This is a genomic window from Oleiphilus sp. HI0061, assembly GCF_001635675.1.
The window spans coordinates 1-1,184 of record NZ_LWFE01000522.1 but is presented as its reverse complement, the minus strand read 5'-3'; the positions used below and the strand labels follow the sequence as shown (position 1 = coordinate 1,184).

2 protein-coding genes are annotated in these 1,184 nt (G+C 42.6%); both read right to left on the bottom strand.

Translation table 11 applies throughout. The annotated features are described in order from the left end of the window. Positions 1–282: 282 nt before the first annotated feature. Positions 283–594 (bottom strand): hypothetical protein, encoded by a 312-nt coding sequence (locus A3735_RS06880; protein ID WP_068633999.1) that lies wholly within the window; start codon positions 592–594, stop codon positions 283–285. 120 nt (positions 595–714) lie between these two features. After that, on the bottom strand, positions 715–981 hold the full coding sequence (locus tag A3735_RS06875; RefSeq protein ID WP_068633817.1) for a hypothetical protein: 267 nt from the start codon (positions 979–981) through the stop codon (positions 715–717). Positions 982–1,184 lie beyond the last annotated feature (203 nt).

The window sequence follows — 1,184 nt, the reverse complement described above, 5'->3', positions numbered from 1 at the left end:
CAACTTTAACGTCGTCTAATTCATAAACCAGCTTACTTTTTGCGCCTACGCTTCCGTGACATAACTCTCTCTCAGCACTTGCCCCTTCGGCCTGAGGATAAAAATACTCATCAGGTAAAATGACACAGGACGTTAATAGAATTGAACATATCAGAAGTAAAAAATGTTTGATCATGATTATTTTTGCCTAACGCCTTTAGCAGCGGCGAGTGAAACGAGTCCAGCCCACGGCCCTTTGTGGGCGATGCTGGCTAAACTGGTTAAATGTTTTAATACGCATAGCTACCGACCATGCCACTTTTTTAATGCTGACTTTACTACAGGCCAGTTTTCAAACTCTTTGATATGCCTAGAGTGCTCGAACTCATCACAGTTTTCGATGAACTCGGAACGTATACCTGAAATAAATTGCTTACTGTTTATTGTTAGTTTAGCGATCTCAGTGTCGCTTAACTCAATATTCACGCTACGGGTGCCAAACCTTAATTCGAGACACAAACACAGAAATTCTCGACCACCACTACATTGGTAGTGAATGTATTCGTAAGGCGCCATTGAGACTACCTTCATATCGTCTGGTTGAGCAATATCCATAGCTTACCTATGACATTTAACGCCTTGCGAATGGGCGAGTGGCGCGCAGCAAAGCGAGTCCAGCCCCGGGTGTTTTTCCGGGGCGAACATTGCGCAACTTGTTAGGTGGATAATACATCACTATCTATTACCACCGGCTACCCATACCTGATGATGCTCTTGTTCTAATAACTTTCGAAGCTTTCCAGTTTTAGAAAATAAGACCAAACAAATAATGCATCCTACTGGAGGCATAAACCAGAGAGAGGATATCAGTTGTTTTTTTAAAACTGGATCAATTCTTTTTAATCGAGAAATCTTAATCGTGTAAATCAAAGCTGGAATTAGCCAAATGAATAGAGCCACTACCAAAAATATTGCGATCAAAATTTCAACATCTGAGTCCATGCGAACACCTAACGCTTTTATAAACGGCGCACGGCTCTATCGTGCGTCCAACGCAGGCCACGTGTTTTTGTGGCCGGAGTGATGTTTGATGAACTGGTTAGATGTTTTAGAACGACCAACTACACCAAACACCACGTTAAAACCAAAGTGCTTGCCCAGAGACAAAAACACCGTAGATGGCGACTTTACCGGATTCCCTAGGA